Below are 22,749 nucleotides of genomic sequence, written 5' to 3' on the forward strand. Positions count from 1 at the left end.
TAGTTTTGGGCGTAAAAGCCAACGAGCCGACATGAAAAAAACACGGCCGATCCTCTGGATACTGATCATCGCGGCTGTGGCCTCCGCGGGTTACTATGGCTGGCAGAAATTCGGCTCGCCCGAGGCCGGAAAAACCCAGACGGCTCAGAAGGGTCCGCCGCGCCCGCCCGCTATCCCCGTCAGCGTTTCACCGGTCCAGAAGGCCGACTTCCCGGTTTACCTGACCGGTCTCGGCACGGTTCAGGGCTTCAATACGGTACAGGTCCGGAGCCGGGTTGACGGCCAGATCGACAAGATCGCCTTCAGCGAAGGCCAGATGGTCAAGCAGGACGAGCTTCTGGTCTCGATCGATCCCCGGCCCTATCAAGCCACGCTCGACCAGGCCAAGGCCAAGAAGGCGCAGGACGAGGCGAATCTCGCCAACGCCAACCTCGAGCTCCAGCGCGCCATGAAGCTTGGCGAGTTCGCGACTGCGCAGCGGGTCGACACCCAGCGTTCCACCGTCGCGCAGCTGACCGCCCAGATCGCCGCCGACGAAGCCGCCATCTCCAACGCCCAGACCCAGCTCGACTACACCCAGATCAAGGCGCCGTTCACCGGCGTGGCCGGGCTGCGCCTGGTCGACGTTGGCAACATCGTCAACGCCTCCACGCAGACGGGAATCGTGACGATCTCGCAGGTCGAGCCGATCTCGGTGATCTTCACCGCGCCGGAAGACCAGCTGCCCTATATCAGCGAAGGCCAGAAGGCCGGCGCGCTCAAGGTGATCGCGTTCACCACCGACGGCAAGAAAACGTTGGCCGAGGGCAAGCTCGCGGTCATCAACAATCAGGTCGACACGACCAGCGGGACTATTCGGCTCAAGGCGGTGTTCGACAACAAGGAACACACGCTGTGGCCGGGCCAGTCGGTTTCGACGCGCCTTCTGGTACGCACCCTGAAGGACGCGACCGTGGTTCCGGATGACGCGGTTCAGCATTCGACCAACGGCCTCTACGCCTATACCGTCAATCAGGACAACAAGGCGGAAGTGCACAAGATCAAGGTCAGCTACGCCATCGACGGCCGTTCGGTGGTCGACGAAGGCTTGAGCCCGGGTCAACAGGTGATCACCGGCGGCCAGTTCAAGGTCCAGCCCGGAAGCCTCGTCTCGACGGCCGTAGCAAGCTCGGATCCGAGCCAGAATAAGGTACGACAGGAATGACCGAGGGCGGGATTTCGGCACCTTTCATCCGTTATCCCATCGGCACCTCGCTGCTGATGGCCGGCATCCTCTTCGTCGGTCTCGTCGCCTATCCCCTGCTGCCGGTCGCGCCGCTGCCGCAGGTGGACTTCCCGACCATCCAGATCACAGCCAATTTGCCGGGCGGCAGCCCCGAGACGATGGCCTCGTCGGTGGCCCAGCCGCTCGAGCGGCAATTCGCCCAGATTCCCGGCATCGCCCAGATGACCTCGACGAGCTATCTGGGAACCGCCTCGATCACCATCCAGTTCGACCTCAACCGCAGCATCGACGGCGCCGCCAACGACGTGCAGGGCGCCATCAACGCCGCAAGCGGTCAATTGCCGAAGAATCTGCCCTCGCCGCCGACCTACCGCAAGGTCAACCCGGCCGACGCGCCGATCCTGCTGCTCTCGGCAACATCCGATACACTGCCGCTGACCACCGTCAGCGATGCCGTCGACGCCCAGCTTGCCCAGCAGATCAGCCAGCTCTCGGGCGTCGCGCAGGTCTTCATCGGCGGCCAGCAGAAGCCCTCCATCCGCATTCAGATCGACCCGGCGAAACTCGTCGCCAAGGGCCTGTCGCTGGAGGACGTGCGCAGCCAGATCGCGATCACCACAGTCGACAGCCCCAAGGGCAATATCGACGGGCCGAAGCGCGCCTACACGATCTACGCCAACGACCAGCTCACCCAGTCCAAGGACTGGAACGACGTCGTCATCGCCTATCGCAATGGCGGTCCGCTTCGAATCCGCGACATCGGACAGGCGGTGAGCGGCGCCGAGGACGCCAAGCAGGCAGCCTGGGCCAACGGCAAGCGTGGCGTGTTCCTGGTGGTGTTCAAGCAGCCGGGCGCCAACGTCATCGAGACCGTCGACCGGATCAAGGCCACCCTGCCCCGCCTCGTCGCGGCGATTCCGCCCGCGATCAAGATCGAGTTGATCAGCGACCGCACCACGACCATCCGCGCCGCGGTCGAGGACGTCCAGTTCACGCTGCTGCTGACCATTGCCCTCGTGGTCATGGTCATCTTCGTCTTCCTGCGCAGCTTCTGGGCGACGGTCATTCCCACCATCACGGTTCCGCTGGCGCTACTGGGCGCGTGCGCCCTGATGTGGGTGGTTGGCTATTCGCTCGACAATCTATCGCTGATGGCGCTCACCATCGCGGTCGGATTCGTCGTCGACGACGCCATCGTGATGCTCGAGAACATCACGCGCTACATCGAGGAAGGCGAATCGCCGATGGCGGCCGCCTTCAAGGGCTCCAAGGAAATCGGCTTCACCATCGTCTCGATCAGCATCTCGCTGGTCGCGGTGCTGATCCCGCTGCTGCTGATGGGCGGCATCATAGGACGCCTGTTCCGCGAGTTCGCCGTCGTGCTGGCGATGACCATCTTCGTCTCGATGTTCGTGTCGCTGACGCTGACGCCGATGATGGCCTCGCGCTTCCTGCGCGCCCATGGCGAGGTGACCCACGGCAAGTTCTACCAGTGGAGCGAACGCGCCTTCGACGGCATGCTGCGCGGCTACGAGTACGTTCTCGATCATGCTCTGGCCTGGCGCCGCACCACGCTCCTGATCTTCTTCGCCACGCTCGGCCTGTCGATCTATTTGTTCATCCTGATCCCGAAGGGCTTCTTCCCGCAGCAGGACGTCGGCCTGATCACGGCGACCTCGGAAGCGTCCCAGGACATCTCCTTCGCCGAGATGCAGCGCCGCCAGGTCGAACTCGGCAAGATCGTGATGAACGATCCCGACGTCGCCACGATCGCGATGAACATCGGCGGCAGCGGCCGCGCCGGCAACAACGGCAATTTGTTCATCACGCTGAAGCCGCGTAACGAGCGCAACGCGTCGGCGCAGGAGATCATTGCCCGGCTGCGTCCCAAGCTCGAGAAGGTGTCGGGCGCCCGCCTCTACATGCAGGCGGCCCAGGACGTCCGGCTCGGCGGCCGGCCGACGCGCACGCAGTTTGAATTCACGCTACAGGATGCCGATCTCACCGAGCTCAACGACTGGGCGCCGAAAATCCTCGCCAAGATGCAGACGCTGCCGCAACTGCGCGACGTCGCGACCGACCAGCAGACGCAGGGCACCACGGTCCAGCTCAAGATCAACCGCGACACCGCATCGCGCTACGGCATCCAGCCGCAGCTGATCGACGACACGCTGTACGACGCCTTCGGACAGCGGCAGGTCACGCAGTATTTCACCCAGCTCAACACCTACAAGGTGATCCTCGAGATCCTGCCGGAGATGCAGGGCAGTCTCGACAGCCTGAACAAGCTCTATCTGAAATCGCCGCTGACCGGCGACCAGGTGCCGCTGTCGACCTTTGCGACCTGGACCACCGATCCGGTCCGCCCGCTCTCGATCAGCCACCAGGGCCAGTTCCCGGCGATCACGATCAGCTTCAACCTCGCCCAGGGCGTCGCGCTCGGCCAGGCCACCGAGGCCGTGCAGAAGGCGATGGCCGATCTCGGCGCACCACCGACCCTGAATTCGAGCTTCCAAGGCACCGCGCAGGCGTTCCAGCAGTCGCTCGGCACCGTGCCGCTGCTGATCCTCGCAGCCCTCGTCGTGGTCTATCTGATCCTCGGCATCCTGTACGAGAGCTACATCCATCCGATCACGATTCTGTCGACCCTGCCCTCGGCCGGCGTCGGCGCGCTCCTGATCCTGATGGCGGCCGGCTTCGACTTCAGCCTCATTGCATTGATCGGAATCATTCTCCTGATCGGCATCGTGAAGAAGAACGGCATCATGATGGTCGACTTCGCCATCGCGGCCGAGCGCGACGAACACAAGACGCCGGAGGAATCGATCCGTCAGGCCGCGCTGCTGCGCTTCCGGCCGATCATGATGACGACGATGGCCGCCCTGCTCGGCGGCGTGCCGCTGATGCTCGGCCACGGCACCGGCGCCGAGATCCGCCAGCCGCTCGGCTACGCCATGGTCGGCGGCCTGATCGTCAGCCAGGCGCTGACGCTGTTCACCACCCCGGTGGTCTATCTCTATCTCGACGAGCTCAACAACTGGTTCTCGGGCTGGGGCCGTTCGGGTGACGGCAAAGGTCACGAGGCGCCCGAGCACAGCACCGTCAAGCAGGCCGCCGAGTAAGCTTGCACCGCGGCTTCCGCGACGCTACAGCGAGGCCCTCGGTTCACGCCAACGCGGTTTCGCCATGTCCATGCAATCCAGACTTGTCGCCCTCGCCGCCGCCTTTCTGCTGTCGACAGGCGGCGCGTATGCCCAGCAGAGCGCCAAAAAGAACGCCACTTCCCCTGCACCGGCCGCACAGCCCGCGCCAGCTCCGACCCAGCCGCCGGCTGACGGTGCGCAGCAAGCCGGATGGGTCGTGCGCTGCACCAGCGTCAGCCGCGATGCGCCGCTCGAATGCGCGATGGAGCAGAACGCGGTGCTGACCAAGACCGGCCAGACCATCGTCCTGATCAACATCCGCATCGCGCCCGACACCCGCACGCCGGTGGCGCTGCTGCAATTGCCGCTCGGCCTCAACCTGCCCGTCGGGGCCAAGCTCCAGGTCGACGAGGGCAAGACATTCGACCTCCAGATCCAGACCTGCGAGAACCGCGGCTGCTACGCCTCGACGCCGATCGCGGCGGACCTGCTCGCCGCCTTACGGTCGGGCAAGCAGCTGAAGGTCTCCTTCCAGAACATGGCCAAGGAGGCGATCGCGATCCCGATGCCGCTGGGCGATTTCGCGGCGGCCTACGACAAGATCAAGTAAGGACCGCTCCCGTTTCCTGTTGGAGTGGACGCTCTCTCACCTCGTCATTGCGAGCGTAGCGAAGCAATCCAGCAATCTTTCCGCGGAGGCAGTCTGGATTGCTTCGCTGCGCTCGCAATGACGGCGCGGATGCTGCGCCGCCTCTTCCCTATCACTGCCGCGCCATCTGCGCATTGCCGACGGCATCGCCGTCGAGCTTCTGGTCGTCGTGCATGGTGACGGTGACCCGCAGCAGCCGCCCCTCGAACTCGAACGGCGCCTCGTAATGCGACACGGGGCTGCCGCGGTCACGGCCGATGTCGAGGCCGGACCACGAGATCAGCGTGTGGAAGCCGAGCTGGGTCTGGAGCGACCCCGCCGGCTCGCCGTCGATCAGCAGCGTGTATTCGGTGACGCCGGTGCGCGAACCCTTCGCCGGCGGCTCCTTGCGCACGAGCCGCTCGACATGCACGCCGAGCCGCCGCGCGCCTGACGACACCTTGCGGTCCGACCGCACGACCTGGTGGCTGCCGCCGATGTTGAGGTCGTGCACGAGATGGCCGTCCCTGATGTAGAGGCTGTAGCCCGACGTCGCGTCGCCATGCGAGAGCAGCACGCCATCGGCGCCCTGCCCATCGATCTCGACATGCGCCTCGATCGTGTAGCTGCGGCTGCGCACATCCGGCGCGACGTCGGTCGGCACGTGGCCCATGCCGGCGTGGAAGACGAAATGGTGGCGCGCACCATGGAAGCGCGCGGCATTCTCCGCAAAGCGCGGACCGAAGCGGTCGTCGAGCGGCAGCACCTTGTGCCTCTCGGCCTCCGCCCACCACGTCGCGATCATTGCTGTCAGACGCTCCGGCTCCTTTGCGGCGAGATCGTCGGTCTCGGAGAAATCCTGGTCGAGATGAAACAGCTCCCATTTGTCGTTCTCGAACGGCGTGCCCGAGGGATGGAAGGCGACCGCCTTCCAGCCGTCCTGCCAGAGGCCGCGATGGCCGAACATCTCGAAATATTGCGGCGAGCTCTTTGAGGGTGCAGACGCATCCGTGATCGAGCGCGCAAAGCTCTCGCCTTCCAGCGGCATCTGCCGGCAGCCCGCGATCGTCATGGGCGACTCGACGCCGATCAGCTCCAGCAGCGTCGGGGTGAGATCGCAGGCGTGGACGAACTGGTGCCGCAGCTCGCCTTTGCCTGCGATCTTCTTCGGCCAGTTGATGACGAAGGGATCGCGGATGCCGCCGCCATGGGTGTTCTGCTTGTAGCGCCGCAGCGGCGTGTTCGACGCCATCGCCCAGCCATGCGGGAAATTGCTGTGGGTGTGGGGCCCGCCGATGTCGTCGATGCGGCCGAGCTTCTCGGCGATCGGCTCCGGCTTGAAGTTGAACGGCCCCATCGCGTTGACGAAGCCGAGCGGCCCGCCCTCCTGGCTCGCGCCGTTGTCGGACATCACGATGATCACGGTGTTGTCGCGAATGCCGGCTGTTTCCAGGAACGAGACAAGCCGTGCAAGATGCCGATCGGAATGATCGAGCATGCCGGCGAAGGCCGCCTGCAGGCGGGTGAAGACGCGGCGCTCGTCGGCCGAATGCTCCTCCCAGGCTTTTACGCCATCGTTACGCGCCGGCATCCGCGTTCCCTCAGGCACCAGCCCCATCGCCTTCTGGCGTGCCAGACGCCGTTCGCGCTCGACGTCCCAGCCGTGCGCGAATTCGGCATCATAGCTCATGATGATATCGGCCGGCGCCTGATGCGGCGCGTGGCAGGCGCCAAGTGCGACCCAGGTGAGCCAGGGAATGTCAGGACGATCGGCGACGTGATCGCCGATGAAGCGGATCGACTGGTCGATCAGGTCCTCGGTCAGATGATAGCCGTCCGCATACGTGCCCGGTGGATCGATATGCGTGTTGTCGGAGACGAGCTCCGGCGCGTACTGGTCGGTCTCGGCATCGAGGAAGCCGTAGAAGCGGTCGAAGCCACGGCCGAGCGGCCAACCGTCGAACGGGCCGGTGGCTCCGCTTTCGGTCAGCGGCGTGACGTGCCATTTGCCGACCATGTAGTTGCGATAGCCATGTCCGCGCAGCATCTCGGCCAGCGTCCCCGCCTCGCGCGCGATCTTGCCGCGGTACCCGGGATAGCCCGAGTCGAAATTGGCGAGGCAGCCGACGCCGACGGAATGATGATTGCGTCCCGTCAGCAGCGCCGCGCGCGTCGTCGAGCACATCGCCGTGGTGTGGAAACCACTGTAGCGCAAGCCTTCCGCACCGAGCCTGTCGATCGTCGGCGTCCTGATCGCCGAGCCGTAGCAACCGAAATCGGAGAAGCCGACATCGTCGAACAGCACGACCAGGATGTTCGGCGCCCCCTCGGGCGGCTTCGGCGCATCCGGCCACCAGGGTTTTGACTCCGCGACCGTCTTGCCGACGGTGCCGCGGAACGGCGTGCCGCTGTTTGCGCTCATCTGCTCCTCCCGATGTTGCCCGGCGGCTGCGGTTGACCCGCGGCTCGGCCACGCTTAAATTATAATCCGAATTATGATTATGATTTTTGCTGGATGCAAGCGCTGATGCGGCCAAGCTCGGACGAACCCGATTTCGACCTGCCCGGCGTTGCCCCGTCGCGGCAGAAGCGCAGCCGCGAGACGACGCTGGCGCTGCTGCGCGCCGGCGCCGACATGCTGCGCACGCGCAGCCTGGCCGAGCTGTCGATCGAGGCGCTCTGCACCGAGGTCGGCGCCACCGTCGGCGCCTTCTACAGCCGCTTCGAGAGCAAGGAGGCCTATTTCAGCGCACTGATGGCGCTGGCTGCGCGCGACGGCGAACAGAGGCTGGGCGAAATGCGGCGACCGTCACCGGATACGGACCTCGACAAGCTCTGCCACACCATCGTCAGCGGGATCATCGCCTGGATGCGCAACCACGAGGGCGTGCTGCGCGCCGCGCTTCAGCACGATGACACCCGTCCGGACAAATGGACGCCGTTCAAGGCTCTCGCGAAGGCAACGACGGAACGCGCGACCCCTCTCCTGCTCCCGGCCATGGGCAAGGGACGCAAGGCCGCCAAGACCCGCACCATCGCCTTCGGCTTCCAGGTCGTACTGGGCACGCTGGTGAACGCGATCCTCAACGATCCCGGGCCGCTGTCGCTTGGATCAAAAGAGATGGAGACGCGGCTGGCCGGTTGCCTGTTGCTGTTGCTCCAGGCAGAGATCAATCAGTCGACGCCGAGATAGGCCTTCTGCACCTGCGGGTCCTGTGCGAGCGCCGCGGCCGTGCCGGACAGCACGCTCTTGCCGACCTGGAGCACGGTCGCGAAGTCCGAGACTTCCAGCGCGAGCTCGATCGACTGCTCGGCGAGCAGGATGGTCAGGCCCTCGCGATGCAGGCGGCCGAAGGTCTCGTACATGGATTCGACCACCGCCGGCGCGAGGCCGAGCGACGGTTCATCCAGCATCAATAGCTTCGGATCGCTCATCAGCGCGCGGCCGACCGCGAGCATCTGCCGCTCGCCGCCGGACATGGTGCCGGCGCGCTGGTTGCGGCGTTCCTTCAGGCGCGGGAAGATCTCGTAGACGCGCTCAAGCAAATTGGCCTGGCGCGACTTGTCGTGCAGCGGCGTCGCGCCGAGCATGAGGTTGTTCTCGACGCTCTGCTGCACGAACAGCCGCCAGCCTTCCGGCGACAGCGCCAGTCCCTTGCGCACGATCGCAAAGGCCTTCTGGCCGGCGATGTCCTCGCCGCGAAAGCTGATCGAGCCGGAATGCACGGGAATGAGACCCGCAATCGCGTTCAGCGTCGTGGTCTTGCCGCCGCCATTGGAGCCGAGCAGCGCGACGACGCTGCCCTCCGGCACCTCCAGCGAGACGTCGGAGACACCGATGAGGTCGCCATAGCGCACCTCGAGGTGCTCGATCCGAAGAAGCGCGCCGCTCATAGGTCCCGCCCGCCCATCAGTTCGACCGGCGTATGGCCGGCCGCGGCCTTCGCCGCGCGTTTGCCGAGATAGGCTTCGATCACCGCCGGGTTCGAGGTGACCTCGCGCGGCGAGCCGCGGGCGATCTCCTTGCCCTGGTGAAACACCATCACGCGGCTCGCGAGCGACATGATCACTTCCATGATGTGCTCGACGATGACGAGCGTGATGCCGGAGCGGTGGATGTCGCGCACGAGATCGATGGCGAGCCTCACCTCGTGGGCGTTGAGCCCGGCCATGGCCTCGTCGAGCAGCAGCACCTTCGGCTCGGTCGCCAGTGCACGGGCGATCTCCAGCCGCTTGCGGCCGGGCGTGCCCAGCGAGCGCGCCGGCGCATCCGCAAGCCTGCTCATGCCGACGCGCTCCAGCACCGCGCGCGCCCTGGTCTCGGCCTCGTGGCGATGCGAGGTGCGCAGGAAGGCGCCGATCATGACGTTCTCGAGCACCGTCATGCCTTCAAAGGTCTGCGGCACCTGGAAGGTGCGCGCAAGCCCGAGCCCGGCGCGCTGCTCCGGCGCGAAGTCGGTGATGTCGGTCCCCTCGAACAGCACGCGGCCCGAGGTGGTCTTGAGGTCGCCGGTGAGGCAATTGAAGAAGGTTGATTTGCCGGCGCCGTTGGGGCCGATCAGGCCGAGAATATCGCCCTGCTCCAGCGTGACGGACGCATCGTCCACCGCCTTGAAGCTGCCGAACGCCTTCGTGATCCCGCGCGCCTCAAGGAGCATGGCCGGCTCCCTTATCTGCGCCGGGCTTACGTCGTCCCATGAACAGGCTGAGCAGGCCGCCGGGCTGGAAGCGCGCGATCAGCACGATGATCGCGCCATACAGGACGAAGGTGAGGCCGGCCCCCTTGCCGCCAAGCCAGCTGTTGGAGATCTCCTCCAGCGGCACGAGGATCGCGGCTCCCACCAGCGGACCGAACAGCAACCCCGCCCCGCCCAGCGCCGCCATGATCAGGATTTTGACCGAGATCAGGATGCCGAGCCCGGACTCGGGATCGACGAAGCCGAACATCATCGCATAGAGCGCGCCGGCAACGCTCGTCAGCGCCGCGCTCAGCATGTAGGCGTAGAGCTTGGTCCGGCTCGCGGGTGCGCCCAGGGAACGTGCGGCCCTCTCGGAATCCTTGATCGCGCGCAGATAGAATCCCATGCGGCTGTTGGTCATCCACCAGGTGATGAACAGCGTGATCACGAGGACGACCAGGAAGAGGTAGTAGTACGGCAGCGACGACAGGAACGAGAGATCGAAGATGTTGCGGGGGACCGTTGGACCGGAAAGACCCACGGCCGCGCCGAGCCAGTCGGTGTTGGTGACGATCAGCCGCACGGTCTCGGCGACCGCGATCGTCGCCATGCTGAAATAGTGACCCGACAGCCGTAGCGTCGGCACGCCGATGATCGCAGCGAGCCCCACCGCCAGCACGATCCCGCCGGGGATGCCGAACAGCGGCGACAGCCCGAACTTGGCGTAGCTCCCCATCGCGGCATAAGCGCCGCAGCCGAAGAACACGACGTGGCCGACCGAGACCTGGCCGGCATAGCCGCCGACGATGTTCCAGGCCGACGCGGCGATGGCATAGAGCAGCACCAGTGCGCCCAGGCGCTGCTGGAACGGCGAGGACAGCAGCAACGGATAGGCAATCGCCAGTGCTGCGACGATCGAGAGCCAGATCAAGCGCCGCATTGCAGCTTTCTCATCAGAGCTTGCCCATCAGGCCTTGCGGCCGGAACCAGAGGAAGGACAGGAACAGGACATAGACGACGATGTCCTTGTAGACCGCACCGATCAGATAGCCGGAGAGCGACTCGATCACGCCGATCAACAGGCCCGCGACGAGCGCGCCTGGCACGCTGCCGAAGCCGCCAAGGGATACCGTGACGAAGGCGACGATGCCGAGCGTCTCGCCGACCGTCGGCACGATGTAGAAGAAGTTCGCGATTAGCGCGCCGGCAAGGCCGGTGGCGCCGGCCGCGATGGCCCAGGCGATCGCCTGCATCGTATCGGGCCTGATGCCCATGAGCTGAGCCGCGGTCTGATCCTCCGCCACCGCCAGCATTTTTGAACCAAGCGATGTGCGCGTCAGGAGCAGGTGAAGACCGAATGTCACCAGCAGCGCGACGACACCGGCAAGCAGCCGCGAGGCTTCGATGCGCAGGCCCGCAAACGCATAGGTGCCGCCGACGATATTCGACGGCATCGACAGGAAGTTGGCGCCGAACCACCAGAACACGGAATAGCGCAGCAGCAGCGCGAGCCCGAACGTGCCGAGGATCTGCGCCAGCATCGGCCCCTTCATGATGTCGCGGATCAGGGCGAAATAGACGACGACCCCGACGGTCGCGAGCACCAGTGTCGCCAGTGGGGCGCCGAGGATGGGCCCTCCCCCCATCAGGGTATAGACGACATAGGCGACGTACATGCCGAGCATGACGAAGTCGCCATGCGCGAAATTGACGATGTTCATCATGCCCCACACCAGCGTGAGGCCAGAGGAAAACAGGGCGTAGACGGCACCGAGCAGAAGCCCGCCGGCAATCACCTGCACGAGTACGAAGGACATGAGCTGCGTTGCTCTGATCAAAACATTCTGGGAAAGGCGGGACGCGCGGTCCCGCCTTCAGGCAATCTCACCAGCCCTTGTAGGGCAGTACCGGCGCCTTCTCGGCATTGGCCTTCGGCCATACCGCGACGTAGTTCTCGCCATCCTGGAGCTGGATGATGGCGCCGGAAGCCAGGATGTTCTGGCCCTTGTCGTCGAACTTCACGCCCTTGTAGCCGATCATGAGCTGCTCGGGCTTCAGGTCCGTCGCCTTCAGCGCGGCCTGGATCTTGGCAGGCTCGGTCGAGCCGGCGCGGTCGATGGCATCGGCCAGCACGAAGAAGCCCTGCATCTGCCGGGCGACCGTGTCGTCCATCTCCTCGCCGCTCTTCTTCTTGTACATGTCGGCGATGATGGCGGACGCCGAGCCCGGCGGTCCCACGACCCAGGACGAGCGGTTGAAGACGCCTTGCGAGATCTTGCCTACCGCCTTGGTGAAGGACGGATCGGAGTAGCCGGCATCGTCGGCCAGCAGCACGGCCGGCTTGTAGTCGAGCGACTGCATGGTCTTGGCGAACAGGATCGCATCCGACGTGTAGCTGATCATGATGACGACGTCGGGCTTCTTGTCCTTGAGCTGCAGCACCTGGCCCTGCAAATCGGTCGCATTGACGGGATAGGCGATGTCGAGCGCGATCGGCTGGCCCTTTTCCTTGAAGGCGCCGGCGATCGTGTTGGCGACCGAGGTGCCGTATTCGGTGTTGTCATGGACCACCGCGACGGCGTCGGTCTTGGCACCCTGCGCCTTGATGTCGGCGAGGAAGTCGACATAGATCTTGGCGAAATCGGTCGCGATCGGCGTGGTGCGGAAGAACCATTTGAAGCCGCGCTCGGTGAGATTGGCGGCGACCGATTCCGAGTTCAGGAAGGGAACGCCGTATTTCTCGGCGATCGCGCTCGAAGTCAGCGTGACGCCGGACTGGTAGGAGCCGAACACGGCCGCCACCTTCTCTTCCGTGATCAGGCGTAGCGCCTGGTTCTGGCCCGTCGCCGGGTTGCCCTGGTTGTCGGCGAACACAGCCTCGATCTTGGCGCCGCCGAGGCCGGCAAGGCCGGCGTTCTTCGCCAGCGGCAGATTGCCAAGCTCAGGATGAGCGTTGTTGATGATGTCCATGGCGACTTCGAGCGCCGCCTTGGCGTGCGCACCGATCGAGGCGGTGCCGCCGGACATCGGCATGATGACGCCGATCTTGATGACCTTGTCCTGGGCCTGCGCGCCGGAGCCCAGCGTAAGGAACATCGCGGCTGCGCAAAACAGCCCGGTGACGTGCTTGAAATTCATCAAATCAGACCTCCCAAAGGGTTTCCCCGACCAAGCTATTTTGGAAGCTGCAGGCTAAGCGCCCGCTTCCGTTTGTTTATGCCTGGTGGATCTAGGATGGCATGCCAGCCGGACACCGGCAAGACGAAACGGACTTGCGCAATGCTGCATGGGAGAGGCAGCGAATGCGCCGGCGCGGGCAGCGTTCAAATCCGGCGTCGTCCGGCGCGAACGCGGTAACCCGAACGGCGGACGTCATTGCCATCTGCAGGGGTGGGTTAACGCTGCGACTGCGCCAAGCGCGGTCCGCTGGCGTAACCCGGCCCCCGTCTGTTTCCGCGAACGCAGAGGCGGTGGCTGCCGCCAACCCACCCTGCAAAACGCCGTCAGCCGACGACGTCGCTCGCCCGCAACAGCGTCGTGAAGCCGCCATAGATCATGCGCTTGCCGTCGAAGGGCATGTCGGCGCCCTTGAACCGCTCATCAGCCATCACCTTCTTGTTGACGGCATCGCGGGTCTCCCGGTCACGGTAGACGATCCAGGAGAACACCACGACCTCGTCCTCCTTCGCGATCACCGCGCGCGGAAACGAGGTCAATTCGCCATAAGGCACGTCGTCGCCGATGCACTCGACGTAATCGAGCGCGCCATGTTCCATCCACACGGCGCAGGCCTTACGCGCCAGCACCTTGTAGGCCTCGATCTTGTCCTTCGGCACGGCCAGCACGAAACCATCGACATAAGGCATCACGGATCTCCTTGGGTTGCCTGCCCCGAGGACGAAGCGGCGCGGGACGATCCGACACGTCATGCCTCCCGCAAGGTGAGGCAAACTGTCGCGAGGATTTCGTGCGCTACTTCATATTTGAAGCTCGTGGCGCCGTGACATCATCCCGGACGTTTGCGCTCGAACATCGGCTACTTCAGATTGCATTGAGCAGAAGGCAGCTTTCATGAGCACCCGCCTGTCATTGCTTTGCGTCCACGGCGTCGGTCACGCGGAGATCGACGCCGAGTTTCGAAAGTCATGGTCCGAGGCGATCATACGCGCGGTCCAGTCCGTCGATCAGAGCCTCAACCCGGCCATCGACTTCCTCTCGTATGACGACCTGTTCGACAAGAGCCCGCCGAACCTCATCACCTATGGCATCGCGCTGGCAAAACTGCTCGCGAGCGCGACCGTCCACGGGGTCGGTGATCTGCTCGCGGGCACACGCAGCCTCGAAGATGTACCAACCCTGATCAGATGGACCGCGGGCATGGTCGCCCAGTGGTCGGTGGATGAACAGCTGCAGGCCGCGCTGCGCGGCGCAGTCCTCGACAAGCTGAAGAGCGGCAACTACGACGTTGTCCTGGCTCACAGCCTCGGCTCGCTGATCTGCTACGACACGTTCGTGCGTAATCCCGGTGCGATCAGGGACAAGGTCTTCGTCACGTTCGGTTCGCAGATCGGCAATCCCGCGGTGCGCGACATCTTCGCAGGCCGCATTCAGGACCTTCCCTGCCGGAAATGGTACCATCTGTTCAACCGGGAAGATCGCGTTCTCACCTATCCGCTCGAGATCGCCGCAGACAATTTTCAACAGGTGCTGACACCGTTCGATGTCCCCAACGATCTCCTGAATCACAACGCGACCTGGTACCTGTCGCGCCCCGAGACCGTCGCCACCGTCTGGCACGACGTGGTCCCGGTGCCGACGTCCCGCTCCATCGTCAGCGCCGCGCGGGGGATTGCCCGCATTGACGCCCGGCCGACCCGCCGCGCCCTGCTGATCGGCATCAACGACTATCCCAAACCCGCGGACAGGCTCGAAGGATGCGTCAACGACGTATTCCTCATGAGCTCGGTGCTACAGGAGAGCGGCTTCAAGCCGGACGAAATACGCGTCGTGCTCAATGAGCGGGCGACGGCGCAGGGCATCATGGAAAGGCTTCACTGGCTGCTCGAGGGCGTCCGCGACGGCGACGAGCGCATGCTGTTCTACTCGGGCCATGGCGCCCAGATTCCCAGATACAGCCCGAGCGGCGCACCGGATAGCGTCGACGAGTGCCTCGTTCCCTATGATTTCGACTGGACGCCCGAGCACGCCATTCTCGACCGCCAGTTCAGCCAGCTCTACTCACAGCTTCCGTACGACTGCTATTTCGTCGCCATGCTCGACTGCTGCCATTCCGGCGGCATGACACGTGACGGTGGTCCGCGTATCCGCGGCCTGACGCCGCCCGACGATATCCGCCACCGGGCGCTGCGGTGGGAGGCAAGCGAAGGCATGTGGGTGCCGCGTGAGTTCCCTCCCCTGAACGAAAGTCTGAGCAAGAGCAAGAACGGCGCCGACTATCTCGGCGACAACGGCGCCACGCAGCGGCTCGGGCGCAGCATGGCGCTCCGCACCCAGCCCGACAAGGCATACAACAAGACGCGCGCCGAGCTCGGGCATCACGGTCCTTATCTGCCGATTCTCCTCGAGGCCTGCCAGGAGCAGGAGCTGTCCTATGAATATCGTGACGGCGTCACGTCGTATGGCGCCTACACGTTCTGCATGGCGAAGGTGCTGCGCGAACAACGAGACCGCAGCGCCAATCCGTCGTTCCAGGAGCTGAGCGAGCTCGTCACGGCCAAACTCCGTCGCCTCAAATACAACCAGACGCCCAATCTCGTTGGCGCCAAGACGCGCGTCAGCGCGAAAATTCCATGGGGCGCGGCAGATGCAGGTCGCGGCCAGCGACGGGCGACGAAAAAGCGTGCCGCCAAGACGGGCCGGAAGAGGCGCCGCTAGTCATTTCGCCTTGCATCGCCGCGCGGCGCATCGCGGACGCGATAAGTCGGGCCAACGCGCCGAGGCCGCACCGACGACGGGGAGGCCTGCCGACGGCACGTCAGGCTCGCGGCGCGGGCCTGATTCAGAGCAGGTTATGATCTGGGTAAATCGCCCGGAACTGGCTGGGGAACCTGGATTCGAACCAAGACAAACAGAGTCAGAGTCTGTTGTGCTACCGTTACACCATTCCCCACCGAAGTGCTTGATATCACAAGACTTTCTTCGGAAGCTTTGCAAGCCGCAGCAAAAGTTTTGCAAATCAGCGGCGCGCTGGCGCTCATATAGCCGCGCCGGCGTTCGCGGTCTAGCCCCTCTGTAAGCATCGCAGCTTGTTCTCGCTGCGTTCGCGCCGTAGCGGCATGTCCGCCCTCACCCGCGGCCGGCTCCGGCAATCAGCACCAGGAGACCTGGCACGCCTGCCTCGACGACGTCCACATGCCACGATCAACGGGCGCGCCGGCGTGCCGCTTCACGTCGATCAATGGGGATGGTCTGTCGGCTTTACCCAGGCATGATGCGCGCGCTCGACGCCGGCACGCCGCAGCCGGCGATCGCCCGCACGAAGCGCGAGCGGGTTTACAGCCTGATCCGCTGACTTAATCGCCCAAGACCACGGATCGCTTGCCATAGAATTCACCGACGCAATCATTCGGCAGCTGGCCCGGATTTTTGGTTAGCTCACCGTCCATCAGCATGGACGGCTTGACCGATCTCTTGGGGACGACAACATCCAGGTCCTTGGTCGTCCGAAGAAATTGATGCCTCTGGACAACTCTCGCTCCAGAAGGTCGCGAATTGCGACTCCTCGGCGCGGACGTATCCCAGCGCGACGCTATCGAGGAGCAAAAAAGAAAGGAGCCCGCAGGCCACCAGGGCCGTCATGCGAATATGGGCATGATGGCCCAGGGAGGGAAGGAAGCGGGCAGCCAGGGCGACGACGCAGCCCCCTCCGGCAAGAAGAAAAACCACCACCTCATTCCGCCCTCGCGTCGCGAGATCCTCCGCCGTCGCAAAATAGGCAATGACATAAGCGGTGTAGAGACCAGCGAGCACTGCCGCCACGAACCCGACGATCAAGACCAGCAGCCGCGCCGTCGGCCTCGGTTGCGAAGGCACCACGAAGACCGAAAACAACGCCACGAAACCGAGCCAGGCCCACGTCGCAGATTCGGTGTAATGCCGAACCAGCTCGAGCCACAGATAGTACAACCCCATCGAGAAAGAAGCGGCGATCTTCCCCCCCTCCGGATATGCCGCCATCCGGACCGCATTCCCCGGTGACAAAAGCAGGATCGCAAGTCCGATGAAGGTCGCCGTCAGCATCACTGCATGGCCCGCCAGTTGCGGGCGAGGATGGTAGAACGCTCGATAAACGGCAGAACCGGCGACGAGGGCCACGATCCAAAATGGCGTGAACTCGTTGGCCAGAGCACCCAGGAAGCCGATTGCGGAGAGAACGACGATTTGGCCGGTCGAGAGCACGGTTTCGTTCGCTGCGGACCGCACCAGCTCAACGAGGATGATGATCACGAAGAGGGCGGGAACCATGTAGGACGCACTGCCCGAGATCCAGTAAAGCATCTCCCGCAGACTGATCGCCAGAACGAAGCTCGCCGCGCAGAGCATTGCACCCGCCAAAAATCTCTCTGGCCACGACAGGCCGGTCCACATTCGACCAGCCCAATAAACGCTGACTGCCAAGAAGATGGCCATGCCGCAAATGAGTATGACCGGATAGACGACCAAATAATCGACGCCTGTCACCTTGCTGACAACGGCGGGGGCGGCGATCGCCACAAGCGAGGTCAGTCGGCCCATCTGGTGCAAATAATAGGATTTGACCATTCCGACGAGACCCATGCTGTTGACGCGGTTCGTCACGCAATAATCGTCGGATTCAGGCATCGCATAGAGCGCGATGGATGCGAGCCAGAGCAGGATGAAGAGAGCGACAGAAGCGGCCACGATAGGCATCACGTCCGGCATGCGGCTTCCGAGGCGCACAGGAAATCCCCCAAAATCGACTGAACAAAGCGGCAGCAACGAGAGAGCGAACAGCCCCGAATGCAACCCTCGTTATGCAACGCGGCACAGAAGATCACAAGGTTCCGCGGGCAAACAATCGAAAGGCTAGTTCGAGCCGCAGACGCGGACCACGATCTCAGCCTTGCCGTTCGCGATCATCACCTGGCCGTATTCGTCCTGCGGCGGGCTCTCCTCGTAACGGAGCGGGATCGTGGTGATCGCTTCCTGCGCTTCGCCGCCCGGCTGCTGCGTGTTCACGTCGAGGATCAGGATCTTCGGATTGATACCTTGCGGCGAGCGCCTGGTCAGCCGGGCCTGCCAGCCATCGGTCGGTACCCTCACGTCGCCGACCATGACCAGCTTGGGCGGCGCGCCCGGCGCCCGGTCGATCCAGGCCTTGAAGGTGTTTCTCAGCAGGACAGTCATGACACGTCTCTCGGAAACCGCGGAGGACATCACGTTCCTGATGCTTCGGCAGCAGCCGACCCACTTTCCGATCGCAGGAACTTTCTTTCCGACCGACGGCTACAGCCGGATTTTCGAGTCACAAGGCAGGTTTCGCCTGCGGAGCGAAGGACGCCACGCGCACCGTGCGCGAGGCCTCGGCAGTCACGTCCGCAGCGACGTGCCGGATCCCCTGCCGAACGCGCAACGCGCAATGGGCTGGCACGTCGAGGCTGTCAGGCACAACTGGGTTGGCGAATTCTTCGAATGAGGGGCGAGCCCCGCGCTCAGCGGGGGCTCGTGAGGAAGCCGAGCCGACAGCGACCCGTCCGCCAGATAAGCGACCGTCGCCTACTCCAGCTTGATATTCGCCGCTTCGATCACCTTCTTCCACCGCTCGGTCTCGGAGGCGATGTAGGCCTTGAACGGCTCCGAATCCACCGCCACCGCGGCCGCACCGAGCTCGGCCATCTTCTGCACCGTCTCCGGCTGCTGCATGAAGGCGCGGATCTCGCCCGACAGCTTTTCGACGATGGGCTTCGGCGTGGCCGCGGGAACGAAGAAGCCGTGCCAGGCCACCGCTTCGAAGCCCGGCAGGAATTCGGCGACGGCCGGGACTTCCGGATCGAAGGCGGCGCGCTTGGGCGTTGCAGTGGCGAGCATCGCGAGCTGGCCGGTCTTCACCTGTGGCAGCAGCAGTGGCACGTTGTCGAAGGCAAGATCGATCTGGCCGCTCAACAGATCCGTCAGCATCTGGCTGGAGCCCTTGTAGGGCACATGCACCATCTTGGTGCCGGTCATCTGTTGAAACAGTTCAGCGGCAAGATGCTGCGAGGTGCCGACGCCGGCCGAGCCGAACGAGACCTTGTCCGGGTTCGCCTTCAGATAGGCGATCAGCTCCGGCACGGTGCGCGCCTTGATCTTGTTCGGATTCACCACGAGCACGTTCGGCACGACACTGATCTGGGCGACCGCCACCAGGTCCCTATCCGGCTGGTAGCTGAGCTTGGGCCCGTAGAGCGTGGGGTTGATCGCGAGCGCGGAGGTGCTGGCAAGGCCGAGCGTGATGCCGTCAGGCGCCGACTTCGCCAGCCGCGTCACGCCGAGGATCGAGCCGGCACCGCCGACATTCTCGACCAGGAACGGCTTGCCCAGCTTCACTTGCAGATGGTTCGACACCATGCGCGCGAAGATGTCGGCGGTGCCGCCGGCGGCGAAGGGCACGATCACCGTCACCTGCTTGGCCGGATAGCCGTCCTGCGCCTTTGCCGGCAACGTCGCCAGCAGCACGGCTGACACAAGACCAAGCCACATCGATCTCATCGAAGTTTCCTCTATTGTTACTGTTTTGTTGATTGGGTGCCGCGCGCGGCGGAGGTGACTAGAACGCGACCTCGTACATGTTCAGGATCGCATCCCGGCCGAGGTCCCGCGGATTGTTGTCAAGCAGGCGGCGAATGGCGTGTGCCTCGTCGGCCATCACGCCGAGATCGCCCTTGGGCACGCCGAGCGCGGACAGACGCATCTCGATGCCGAGGTTCTTGCAGAAATCGTAAGTGGCGTCGAATGCGAGCTTCGCATCGTTCTGCGCCGGCAGGCCGAGCGCCGCCAGCACCGCGACCGTCTTCGCCTCGACTGCCGGCATGTTGAAGGCCAGCGTGTGCGGGAAGATCAAGGCACAGGCGAGCCCATGCGCGACATGATGGCGCGTGCCGAGCGGATAGGCCACGGCATGGCCGGCGGTGGTGTTCACCGGCCCGAGGCAATAGCCGCCATAGAGTGAAGCCAGGGAGAGACCCGCGCGTGCCTCGCGATCGCCGCCGTCGGCAACCGCCCGCTTGAGATATTGCCCGACCAGCCGCGCGCCCTCGAGCGCATAAAGGTCGATCATCGGATGCGCCTTGCGGCTGGTATAGGCCTCGACGCAATGCGCCAGCGCATCGACGCCGGTGGCCGCAGTGACCTCCTTCGGCACGGTCATCGTGAGATCAGGATCGACGATGGCGATATCAGCAAGCATGAAGCGGCTCTGCACCGCCTGCTTGTTCTGGCTGACGGGATCGGTGACGAGCGCGCGAGTGCCGGCCTCGCTGCCGGTGCCCGACGTGGTCGGGATCTGCATCAGCGGCACGCTGCGGCCGGCGACTTTTTCCGGCCCAACGATATCGGCAAAGGCCACGTCGCTGGTGCAGAGCACCGCGACCAGCTTGGCGAGATCCATCGCGCTGCCGCCGCCGAAGCCGACGACGAGATCAGGCGCGACCTCTTTCGCCATCGCCACCGCCTTCTCCAGATTAGGCAGGTCCGGTTCAGGCTTGACGTCGCCAAACACTTTCACTGCCCCCGGCAGCGCCAGCGCATCGACGCGGCGCGCATTGAACGGATCGGAAATCACCAGCGGCCGCCTGGCGCCGATCCGCTCGGCGAAGCGCGCAGCAGCCGTGATGGTGCCGTTGCCGAATTCCAGGATGGTGGGACGTTGGATTTCGATGGGCGTGAAGGCGTTGGTCATCGTGCGCTAGATCTCATGACTTGGAGGCGGAGACGCCAGCGGAGAGCCGCTCGGCATAGTCGATGGCCTCGATCAGGCTGTGCTCGTTGGCAATGCCCTTGCCGGCAATGTCGAAGGCGGTGCCATGATCGACGGAGGTGCGGATGATCGGCAGGCCCAGCGTGATGTTGACGCCGGAGAGCTCCTGCCAGCGGCCGGTCGCGGGATCGACCTGGAAGCCCAGCAGCTTGACGGGGATGTGCCCCTGGTCGTGATACATCGCGACCGCAGCATCGTACTGGCCGGCGCGCAGCTTGACGAAGATGGTGTCACCGGGCACCGGGCCGACGACGTCGAGGCCATCGGCGACGGCCTTGGCAATCGTCGGTGCCGAAACGTCGATATCCTGCCGGCCGAACAGACCGCCCTCGCCCGCATGCGGATTGAGCGCGGCGATTGCAATCTTCGGCTTGGCGATACCGAGCCGCAGCAAGGCCTCGTTGGTGAGATCGATCACCATGCGCAGACGCTCCGGCGTCAGACGCTTCGGCACGTCTTCCAGCGCCACGTGGGTCGAGACATGGCTGACGCGCATGTTGCCGTGGGCGAGCAGCATCACCGATCCGCGCACACCAGTGAGGTGCGCCAGCATCTCGGTATGTCCAGGGAAATGATAGCCGGCCTTGTTGAGTGCTTCCTTGTTGAGCGGCGCGGTGACAATCGCGGAGGTCCGCCCGGCCTGCGTCAGGCGCACGCCCTGCTCGATCGCCTTGTAGGCAAAGCGGCCGCCGTCGGCGCTCAAGACGCCGGGCTTGATCGGGGTGCCCTCGACATCCGCCTGGAGAAAGCAGAGGTTCGGCCAGTCAGCATCGTCGGCACTCACCTCCGGAATCGCAACGGCAGCGACGAGCGCGACCTTGGCATCCTCGAGCGCGGCGCCGCTGCCGATGATCAGGATGCGCAGATCGCCTTTCGCGATCCGGTCCTTCAGCCCGACGCAGGCCTTGACGATGATCTCCGGGCCGATCCCGGCCGGATCGCCCATGGTAATGGCAAGATGACGAGAGGTCATGTCGGGCTCCCCGTATTGAGCAAATGATTGTCCCGGAGCAGATCGCGCCACAGCTCGCTGGTGCCGAACGCGCCGGATTTCGAGATGACGTCGACGCCGGCCCAGCGGCCGCCTTGCAGCACCGAGCGCGGCAATCCCGGCACGATACGCCCCGTCACCTGGAGCGCATGCTCGCCGAGCGCAACGCATACGGCCTTCAAGGTCTCGCCGCCAGCAACGATCAGGGTTCCGGGCGGATTGAGCACCGCAATCAGCGTTGTCAGCTCGCGCGCGATCCGCTGGGCGGCCTCGGCGCGCGAAAGGCCATCCGCGAGCGCGAATTTCACCAGCGCCACGCCATCGTCAGCCAGCTTGCGTTGAACGCCCGCGCCCCCCTCACCTTCGGCCAACGCGATGGTGGCTTCGCCACATGCTGCGAGCTGGGAGGCGGTGGCGGCTTGGTCGGAACCGAACAGCCCAAGCACCGGCCGCTTCAGCCGGCTCGGCGCATCGGCGCGATGGCCGCGGGCGAGCGCACCGGCCAGCCCGCCGCTTCCGCACCAGAGCACGGGCCCCGGCATCTGCCCCGCCATTTCGACGACGCGATCGAGGTCGATGTCGCTCTCGGCATCGAACACCTGAACGCCACCTTGAGCGAGCGTGTCAGGGCCGCCCTGCCGTGCATCGATACCTTCCAGTTTCAATTGGTCCAGCAGGTTGTCGCCGACGCGATGCCAGTCACCCTGTACAGTGCGCGCGAATTGCTGGCCCTCGACGGTACGGCGTCCCTGATAGTCGAAGGCTGGTGCGACCACGCATGACGCCCAAGGGCCGCCGCGCAGGCAGGCACCGAGCTCGGCCGCCCAGGCACCGCGGAGCAGGCTGTCGACCTTCTTGTAGGCGATCGTCCCACCCTGAAGCTGCGGCGCCAGCCGTCCGACGATCTCGACGCTGTCGGCTTTCGACCGCTCGCGGGTGCCGCTGTCGATCGCGAGGCTTTGCGCGCCTGGAGTCGCGGGCGAATCCGCCCAGGTGACGTCGAACGGTCCGCACAGGCCGACGAACTCCGCCGCGGTGTCGAGTGCGCCGGTGAGATCGTCGGCAAGCAGGCGCACGACCGTCATCG

Annotated in this window: 19 protein-coding genes and 1 tRNA gene; 6 read left to right on the forward strand and 14 right to left on the reverse strand. The window is 64.6% G+C overall.

The window, feature by feature from the left end; all coding sequences use genetic code 11:
- The first annotated feature begins 31 nt into the window (after window positions 1–31).
- From ABIB99_RS17420 to ABIB99_RS17430, 3 genes are all read left to right on the forward strand, one after another.
- Complete coding sequence (locus ABIB99_RS17420) at window positions 32–1,204, forward strand: efflux RND transporter periplasmic adaptor subunit (protein ID WP_085401999.1); 1,173 nt, start codon at window positions 32–34, stop codon at window positions 1,202–1,204.
- Window positions 1,201–4,347, forward strand: coding sequence for a multidrug efflux RND transporter permease subunit (locus tag ABIB99_RS17425; protein WP_354176788.1), 3,147 nt, complete (start codon window positions 1,201–1,203; stop codon window positions 4,345–4,347). The genes ABIB99_RS17420 and ABIB99_RS17425 overlap by 4 nt, the downstream gene beginning before the upstream one ends.
- Window positions 4,348–4,411: 64 nt before the next feature.
- Window positions 4,412–4,978, forward strand: coding sequence for an invasion associated locus B family protein (locus tag ABIB99_RS17430; RefSeq protein ID WP_354176790.1), 567 nt, complete (start codon window positions 4,412–4,414; stop codon window positions 4,976–4,978).
- A gap of 151 nt (window positions 4,979–5,129) precedes the next feature.
- On the opposite strand, the gene ABIB99_RS17435 is transcribed toward ABIB99_RS17430, so the two are convergent.
- Window positions 5,130–7,418 (reverse strand): arylsulfatase, encoded by a 2,289-nt coding sequence (locus tag ABIB99_RS17435; protein ID WP_354176791.1) that lies wholly within the window; start codon window positions 7,416–7,418, stop codon window positions 5,130–5,132.
- Between the two features lie 105 nt (window positions 7,419–7,523).
- Here ABIB99_RS17435 and ABIB99_RS17440 point away from each other — a divergent pair, with 105 nt between their 5' ends.
- The gene (locus tag ABIB99_RS17440) at window positions 7,524–8,189 is read left to right on the forward strand and encodes a TetR/AcrR family transcriptional regulator (RefSeq protein ID WP_354176793.1); all 666 of its coding nucleotides are present in this window, start codon (window positions 7,524–7,526) and stop codon (window positions 8,187–8,189) included.
- Here ABIB99_RS17440 and ABIB99_RS17445 read toward each other — a convergent pair.
- The 6 genes from ABIB99_RS17445 to ABIB99_RS17470 form a co-directional block, all read right to left on the reverse strand.
- Window positions 8,171–8,890 (reverse strand): ABC transporter ATP-binding protein, encoded by a 720-nt coding sequence (locus tag ABIB99_RS17445; RefSeq protein WP_014496007.1) that lies wholly within the window; start codon window positions 8,888–8,890, stop codon window positions 8,171–8,173. The two genes, ABIB99_RS17440 and ABIB99_RS17445, sit on opposite strands and share 19 nt — an antisense overlap.
- A complete protein-coding gene (locus tag ABIB99_RS17450; protein ID WP_071914964.1) occupies window positions 8,887–9,654 on the reverse strand; it encodes an ABC transporter ATP-binding protein in 768 nt (255 codons plus the stop codon). The genes ABIB99_RS17445 and ABIB99_RS17450 overlap by 4 nt, the downstream gene beginning before the upstream one ends.
- A complete protein-coding gene (locus ABIB99_RS17455) occupies window positions 9,644–10,615 on the reverse strand; it encodes a branched-chain amino acid ABC transporter permease (protein WP_063983868.1) in 972 nt (323 codons plus the stop codon). The genes ABIB99_RS17450 and ABIB99_RS17455 overlap by 11 nt, the downstream gene beginning before the upstream one ends.
- A 13-nt stretch (window positions 10,616–10,628) precedes the next feature.
- Complete coding sequence (locus ABIB99_RS17460) at window positions 10,629–11,492, reverse strand: branched-chain amino acid ABC transporter permease (RefSeq protein WP_063983869.1); 864 nt, start codon at window positions 11,490–11,492, stop codon at window positions 10,629–10,631.
- 67 nt (window positions 11,493–11,559) lie between these two features.
- On the reverse strand, window positions 11,560–12,813 hold the full coding sequence (locus tag ABIB99_RS17465; protein WP_063983870.1) for an ABC transporter substrate-binding protein: 1,254 nt from the start codon (window positions 12,811–12,813) through the stop codon (window positions 11,560–11,562).
- Window positions 12,814–13,178: 365 nt separating this feature from the next.
- Complete coding sequence (locus ABIB99_RS17470; protein ID WP_063983871.1) at window positions 13,179–13,541, reverse strand: DUF1428 domain-containing protein; 363 nt, start codon at window positions 13,539–13,541, stop codon at window positions 13,179–13,181.
- Between the two features lie 205 nt (window positions 13,542–13,746).
- On the opposite strand from ABIB99_RS17470, the gene ABIB99_RS17475 reads away from it, so the two are divergent.
- Window positions 13,747–15,570 (forward strand): caspase family protein, encoded by a 1,824-nt coding sequence (locus tag ABIB99_RS17475; protein WP_063983872.1) that lies wholly within the window; start codon window positions 13,747–13,749, stop codon window positions 15,568–15,570.
- A 161-nt stretch (window positions 15,571–15,731) separates the two neighbouring features.
- Here ABIB99_RS17475 and ABIB99_RS17480 read toward each other — a convergent pair.
- The 3 genes from ABIB99_RS17480 to ABIB99_RS17490 all read right to left on the reverse strand — a co-directional run bounded on the left by ABIB99_RS17480 (window position 15,732) and on the right by ABIB99_RS17490 (window position 18,063).
- Window positions 15,732–15,805 (reverse strand) — tRNA-Gln (locus ABIB99_RS17480).
- 485 nt (window positions 15,806–16,290) lie between these two features.
- Complete coding sequence (locus ABIB99_RS17485) at window positions 16,291–17,598, reverse strand: DUF6056 family protein (RefSeq protein WP_354176795.1); 1,308 nt, start codon at window positions 17,596–17,598, stop codon at window positions 16,291–16,293.
- Between the two features lie 144 nt (window positions 17,599–17,742).
- Window positions 17,743–18,063: a hypothetical protein gene (locus ABIB99_RS17490; protein WP_063983883.1), complete on the reverse strand. Its 321-nt coding sequence runs from the start codon at window positions 18,061–18,063 to the stop codon at window positions 17,743–17,745.
- Here ABIB99_RS17490 and ABIB99_RS17495 point away from each other — a divergent pair.
- The gene (locus ABIB99_RS17495) at window positions 18,062–18,352 is read left to right on the forward strand and encodes a hypothetical protein (RefSeq protein WP_247311897.1); all 291 of its coding nucleotides are present in this window, start codon (window positions 18,062–18,064) and stop codon (window positions 18,350–18,352) included. The two genes, ABIB99_RS17490 and ABIB99_RS17495, sit on opposite strands and share 2 nt — an antisense overlap.
- An 80-nt stretch (window positions 18,353–18,432) precedes the next feature.
- Here the strand turns inward: ABIB99_RS17495 and ABIB99_RS17500 are convergent, their stop codons facing one another.
- From ABIB99_RS17500 to ABIB99_RS17515, 4 genes are read right to left on the reverse strand one after another with little or no spacing between them, the layout of a single operon-like run.
- Window positions 18,433–19,404 carry a Bug family tripartite tricarboxylate transporter substrate binding protein gene (locus tag ABIB99_RS17500; RefSeq protein WP_354176797.1) on the reverse strand — a complete coding sequence of 324 codons (972 nt, stop codon included), beginning with the start codon at window positions 19,402–19,404 and terminating at the stop codon, window positions 18,433–18,435.
- A gap of 58 nt (window positions 19,405–19,462) precedes the next feature.
- A complete protein-coding gene (locus ABIB99_RS17505; protein ID WP_354176798.1) occupies window positions 19,463–20,593 on the reverse strand; it encodes an iron-containing alcohol dehydrogenase in 1,131 nt (376 codons plus the stop codon).
- A 13-nt stretch (window positions 20,594–20,606) separates the two neighbouring features.
- A complete protein-coding gene (gene pdxA, locus ABIB99_RS17510; protein ID WP_354176800.1) occupies window positions 20,607–21,644 on the reverse strand; it encodes a 4-hydroxythreonine-4-phosphate dehydrogenase PdxA in 1,038 nt (345 codons plus the stop codon).
- Window positions 21,641–22,747 carry a four-carbon acid sugar kinase family protein gene (locus ABIB99_RS17515; protein ID WP_354177098.1) on the reverse strand — a complete coding sequence of 369 codons (1,107 nt, stop codon included), beginning with the start codon at window positions 22,745–22,747 and terminating at the stop codon, window positions 21,641–21,643. Before ABIB99_RS17515 ends, pdxA begins: the two co-directional genes overlap by 4 nt.
- Window positions 22,748–22,749 lie beyond the last annotated feature (2 nt).

Source organism: Bradyrhizobium sp. LA6.1, assembly GCF_040547805.1.
Taxonomy (GTDB): domain Bacteria; phylum Pseudomonadota; class Alphaproteobacteria; order Rhizobiales; family Xanthobacteraceae; genus Bradyrhizobium; species Bradyrhizobium barranii.